A 5,611-nucleotide genomic window follows, 5' to 3' on the forward strand; every position below is an offset into this window, starting at 1 on the left:
GACTTTACTTGTGGTGAGTTTAAGAAAAGATCATAAGCTTGAGAGGCGTCAAGCTTATGCTTCCACTATCGAGAACTTCGCACTGTCCAGTAAAATACTCTGCTGGTAAAAATTATAATAATAAAAGCATTTCTCAGGGCTATTGTTTTTTATTAAAGCAAGCATGAAATAATATGTAATTTAAAGAAGGCTAAAAAAAAGAAGCATCTACAAGACAAGTACAAATTAATCACATGAAAACATGGTGATATCTCACACTTTGTGTATTTCATCGATTACAGTGAATAAGTTAATGATGTAAATGAGATAATAGATATTCAGATACAAAGGATATTATTATATTAAAAGCCAGACATATAAAATAAAGCCTTAACTGCCCCCAGGAAAAGAGTCTGAAAGCAATACAGGATAACTCTTTTTGGATATTTGATCATCCGGAGCCTGACAGCTATAGATAATAGTCCTGAAGAAGCGGGCAGTGCACTTGATAACCAACACTGCCCACCTGTCAGGTAAAACACCCGGTGTAAACAATCATTCAGAGAAAAGCGCCAGCTTATTATCGACTGACCGTTCGCCGACAACCAGATCACCCGCCCCAACCTTATGCTCATCTGGCTCAAGCAGCTGCTCCAGAGTCTGAGCGGTCAGAATATTATCCGCCCACAGCTCCAGCTGACGATCAGAGGCAGAATTGATTCTGGCAATAACCTCAGTAGGTGTTCTTTTAAAACGGCGACACAACTGGCGCTTCAGCACTTTAACCTGCCCCTGCCGTTCGCCTACCGCCAGGCCTCTTTTTTCACCGATGGCAATACCCTGCTGCTTACCTATCTCGATCCCTCTTAACTCCCCTCGTCTTTCGGCATCGTTCAGCAAACCGGGCTCATTATTCAAAATACCCTGCCTTGTGGCCTCATAACTGAGAAAATCCTGAAAACTGCCGTGCATCTCGACAACCGGCGGCGTCTGACAAACCTCTGATGACGTCAGCGACCAGGCCAGCTGCACCAGGGTAAACATATCCTCTTGCTCCGGGTGCCTGCACAGTAACTTATCCCTGTTAACCTGATACTGAAACGCCACCACCCAAAGGCGCTTGTCATATAAGAAATGATTCCTGTCTAAGGCCCGATTAAGCTTACCGCCCAACATCCAGGCCTGATCTTCGCTGGCTTCATACCAACCTTCCGGCAACACCATAACATCCCTCGTTACCTGCAAACCTCACCACACTGTGAGGTAAAATCTATCCTTTCCGATAGTAACAGACTGCACCTGAAAGGCCACGCCTCCTCAAAGCGTGGCACAGGTGAAATCCCTACCGGCAAAGTATTTAAATCAATCAACACCCTGCCACTCAGGAACAGAGTGAAAATTTAACGTTCAGGCTTCAGATCTTTATCCACCATCTTCTGAATCAGCTGCAGCTCATCCAACAGATCCGAGACATAATAACCCGCGCCATAGGATGCCTCCTTGTTATGCACTGAAACCTCATCAGAAAACGCGATATTGTCCAGCGCGACCATAATAAAAGCACAGCGATGGCTGAAACTTTCAAAGGCCTGACTTAACTGATACAAATCCAGCGGATCAACCGCCGCTTTCTTCTCTCCGTCTTTAATATCAGCCACATTGCTCATAAGACTACACTCCCTGCTGTCAGATTAATCGGAAATACCGGTTGCCTGAACAACCAAAAAAGAGAATATGAGCCAGAGGCCCAAGAAGAATTGAAGGCGCAAAAAAACCTGGCACCGCAAATGCGATTACAGGCCGTAAGATGATGAAAATAAAGAAATTTTTCTTTAGCCGAGCGAAGCCCTAGCGTAAAATGAGAATTAGCCATTTATTGATACCTATTATATCGGTGATGGTTAGCTGCCTCTGGGTGCTGCAACACTCCAGGGGTAGCGACTTTTAAGATTTAAATACTTGCGATAGGCGAACTCCTTACATTGATTAGCAAGTAATGAAACACCAGTTAGCGATTTAAAGCAATCGCTAACTGATACCTTATCCTGCATGAAGATTCTGATGCTCTGCCGAAAAAACAAGAGCCAAACCAGCCTAAGAAAAAACCAGCCCTAAGCGATCACAAGCCGTGATAAGCTGCGGCTGTGGATACCAGGCAAAGCACAAACGCATACTGGAACGGAACTGCCCGGAAGCAGAACAAAGATTACCGGGTAAATAGTTCACCCCCAGCGCCCTGGCCTGATCACGTTTTGACGCCACATCCCGGCCATCAACAAAACTTACCCATAAAAAATAACCGCCATCGGGCTTTTTAAGCTGTATCTGATCACCAAAGGTCGATACCAGCCCATCATAAAGCGCTTCAGACCGGGCCGCATAAGTCTGCCTTAAATGAGTCAGGTTGCTCTGAAACTCACCACGGGCAAGCAAAGCCCCCACCAGCGCCGACGTAACCGGTGCTAATCCCCCACCACTGAACAGCAACGCCGAATTCGTCAGCCGATGCAGCAACTCACCCGAACCCTGAATCCAGCCCAACCGCATACCAGGGGCAAGAATTTTTGAAAAAGACCCAATCGACAAAACTGGCGCATTACGATCATAACTGGCTAAAGGCGCAGGCGGTTTCTGATCAAAATACAACGACTGATACACCTCATCAGCCACAAGCACACACTGCTTTTCAGCAGCCAGTTTTACCAGCGCCTGCCGACGACGATGGGGCTGGGTAATGCCAGTAGGATTATGGAAACAGGGAATGGTGTAAATAAACGCAGGGTTATATTGCTCAATGGCCTGCTCCAGCGCTTGTAGCTCAATGCCCTCATTATCCATCGGCAAAGCCACCACATTAAAACCACGGGCCTTGAACAACTTCAGCGCAATAAAATAGCAGGGATCTTCTACCAGCACCGTTGCGCCGGGCTGACTCAACAGCGAACAGATCATATCCAGCGCATTGGACGCCCCATTCGTTACCAGCAGCTCATCTGCATTAACCGGCTGGCCGTAATCCTCTGTCAGCCACTCCGATAAGGTTTGCCGAAACAAGTCACTACCTGCCTGCTGGCCATAAGCCAGATTCTGACGCTCAAGGGACAAAGAACGAAACAGATCAACGGGTAACAGATCCGGGTCTGGATGGCCTGTGGTTAAGTCTATTAAGTGATTAGATCGTGTAACCTGAAGCGTCATTATTGGCTCGCATAGAGAAAGGAGTGAAAGCTGGACAGACAAATCTATCTTATTGATTTATAAACAGCAATCGGGGAAAACTGAGATCAGCGATCTCTGCGGATATTAAGAAGGCGAGTCACGTATTCCCATTCAATCTCATCAAGCACAATGCGCGCATCACTGATGCTGCAATCGGTTAATGCGATAAGCCGATTAACGGTTATGGATGGATGTTGCCTGGCAACTTCTTTCAGTTGCTCATGCTCTAATTTGGGTTTGTTTTCAGAGAGCTTTTTGCTTACCCAGCACCAGCTGTCTTCACCAGACTCGAATATTAAGCGGATAATGTCGCCGATCTGTTCTCTGTCCGCCTCTAACTGCCAGTTTCTGGAACGGCCTTTACGGCTAAGCGTCGCACCAGTAGATTTTATGGCCTGTTTAAGTGTGTCAGTGTTCAGGGTTCGTCTGACAAAACTATTTAAAGTGATAGTAACCAGCATGCTTATTCAATTGCTGACGCTGTCGGATTTTTAAAAGGAGCCATCGTCATCTTTATATCAGAACATCCAGAGATAACCACGATGTCGCTATTGTCGACTCAAATAGATCTGTGGCTATGAAAAAACCTGCTCCAGCGTTTCAGCATCCAGCAGCTTATCACCATAGATATCTAACTGTTCTGAACTGGCAGACAGTAATTTCTCATTAGCCCATGCTGGCAAAGCACCAAACTTCTTCGTCAGCTGACGAGAAATCAACTTTTGCTCACCCTCATGCATCGCTTTATCAGCAATCTGGCGTTCCCACTCATCTATTCGATTAGCCAACACGGTATGCACCACATAAAAATCATTGATATCAGAAACGGAATTTTCTCTGGGATTCAGACCCAACCGCCCCTTTCTGATAAAACTCTTATACAGCCAACTGGCAAAATCTTTTTTCAGCTCATGCTGATCACAACTGATCGGTAAGCTCCCCTCCGCACCACACAAAAACGCCCGCTGAACACAGCGAGCGATACAATGATAATCCGGGGGATCGATGGATAAATCTGTTCTTGCCGAGCACAGGCCATAACCACCTCATCCATGAGTGATCTTAATGCTTTTACGGATTAAGCTTATCGGCACTTTCAGAGTGCTGCTAGTCTTGCGAGAGTCATGCTTCAGCGGTTATTAAAACGACCTGCTTTCCGTTGTGCGTTTCAATGGAAAAAGATACGCTGGTAGATCCACCCAATGTGTCTTGCAGCCATTTTTTGGCCTCATTCAATGTTGCTTCTGTACCATCAGGTAATAGCACATCAGTTACTTTATGCTCATCGACTAAGAAATTCAGATCGAACCAGGCATCAACCCATGCGTCTGCGTTGTCTTCTATACTCATACTTTTTTCACTTAACACTTTGCCAACTGAGGCCGAGATCAGCAAAATCCAGCCCCAAAGGAGCCGCCGCCGGGCCTCATTAACTAACAATTACGTATATAACTCAGGATTCTCACCATCAATCCATTCGTAGCAGGGCAATGTAACATTTATAGGGCATACCTTCATCTGCTGGTTATGGTAGCAGGATACAGCGCAGCCTGGCACACCCCTTTGATTCTAAAGGATTATTTTATGGCTGCTCTGCATTTATGTATTTCCTGAGCTCTTTATACGTTCAATCCTCTCACAAATCGCACGATTTAATTAGATTGAACGTTTCGTGCAACTACCTATAATCTTATCAGTAGCCTGTGTCTGGAGCTTAAATATGCACACATTAACCGCAAATGACGCTAAACGTAATTTTGGCGAACTGCTTCTAAATGCTCAACGAGAGCCTGTTAAAATCAGCAAAAACAGCAAAGATGTTGTCGTAGTCATGTCTATTCAGGACTACGAAGAGCTTGAAGCGATGAAAGCTGATTATATTAAACATTGCTTTGAATCTGCGGAAGAAGATTTAGCACAAGGTAATACAGTGGATGGCGAAACATTCTTGAAGAGTCTGTAACCTGAATGATGAAACCAGGAAAATATAAACTGAGTAAGTTGGCACAAAGCCATTTGCATAAAATTAAAAGCTATACAGTTACAAATTTTTCAGAATTACAATGGAAGAATTACAGAGACAAGCTGATGACTGCTTTTCAAATGCTTGCTGACAACTCTGCCATTGGAAAAAGTTGTGATGAGTTGTACCCGAATGGCTTCTACTTTCCTATTGGTAAGCACACAGCTTATTTTACGAAAGAAGATGGTTTTATCCTGATCGTTGCTGTTCTCGGTCAATCACAACTGCCTCAGAACCATTTGAAGTGATATTTATATCATGACTTTAGCTATCGAGAGGTTGATAACGTTACCAAAAGAAATGGCTCCTCGACGTTAGGTGTGGATTCTGCTTTGAGATTTATAGCAAAATAAGCACTTTTTCAGAGAGGATAAATCATGGATGGCAATC

The 5,611-nt window shown here is 44.8% G+C and carries 8 protein-coding genes; 2 read left to right on the forward strand and 6 right to left on the reverse strand.

Annotated elements, in window-relative coordinates; genetic code table 11:
- Positions 1-534: 534 nt before the first annotated feature.
- From H4O21_RS23810 to H4O21_RS23835, 6 genes are all read right to left on the reverse strand, one after another.
- Positions 535-1,203: a DUF4351 domain-containing protein gene (locus H4O21_RS23810; protein ID WP_182812289.1), complete on the reverse strand. Its 669-nt coding sequence runs from the start codon at positions 1,201-1,203 to the stop codon at positions 535-537.
- Positions 1,204-1,379: 176 nt separating this feature from the next.
- Entirely contained in the window at positions 1,380-1,646 is a 267-nt protein-coding gene (locus H4O21_RS23815) for a hypothetical protein (protein WP_182812292.1), read from the reverse strand.
- 427 nt (positions 1,647-2,073) lie between these two features.
- Positions 2,074-3,177: an aminotransferase-like domain-containing protein gene (locus tag H4O21_RS23820; RefSeq protein WP_182812294.1), complete on the reverse strand. Its 1,104-nt coding sequence runs from the start codon at positions 3,175-3,177 to the stop codon at positions 2,074-2,076.
- An 86-nt stretch (positions 3,178-3,263) separates the two neighbouring features.
- Entirely contained in the window at positions 3,264-3,659 is a 396-nt protein-coding gene (locus H4O21_RS23825; protein ID WP_182812297.1) for a ribosome recycling factor family protein, read from the reverse strand.
- Positions 3,660-3,773: 114 nt separating this feature from the next.
- Positions 3,774-4,052, reverse strand: a complete 279-nt coding sequence (locus H4O21_RS23830) for a DUF4351 domain-containing protein (protein WP_182812300.1) — start codon at positions 4,050-4,052, stop codon at positions 3,774-3,776.
- A gap of 268 nt (positions 4,053-4,320) precedes the next feature.
- Positions 4,321-4,548 (reverse strand): hypothetical protein, encoded by a 228-nt coding sequence (locus H4O21_RS23835; RefSeq protein ID WP_182812303.1) that lies wholly within the window; start codon positions 4,546-4,548, stop codon positions 4,321-4,323.
- 370 nt (positions 4,549-4,918) lie between these two features.
- Here H4O21_RS23835 and H4O21_RS23840 point away from each other — a divergent pair, with 370 nt between their 5' ends.
- Both H4O21_RS23840 and H4O21_RS23845 read left to right on the forward strand, forming a co-directional pair.
- Positions 4,919-5,161 carry a type II toxin-antitoxin system Phd/YefM family antitoxin gene (locus tag H4O21_RS23840; protein ID WP_182812306.1) on the forward strand — a complete coding sequence of 81 codons (243 nt, stop codon included), beginning with the start codon at positions 4,919-4,921 and terminating at the stop codon, positions 5,159-5,161.
- A 5-nt stretch (positions 5,162-5,166) separates the two neighbouring features.
- Complete coding sequence (locus H4O21_RS23845) at positions 5,167-5,469, forward strand: type II toxin-antitoxin system RelE/ParE family toxin (RefSeq protein WP_220495832.1); 303 nt, start codon at positions 5,167-5,169, stop codon at positions 5,467-5,469.
- The last annotated feature ends 142 nt before the right edge of the window (positions 5,470-5,611 follow it).

Source organism: Oceanospirillum sediminis (assembly GCF_014164585.1).
In the GTDB taxonomy this organism is placed as follows: domain Bacteria; phylum Pseudomonadota; class Gammaproteobacteria; order Pseudomonadales; family Halomonadaceae; genus Oceanospirillum; species Oceanospirillum sediminis.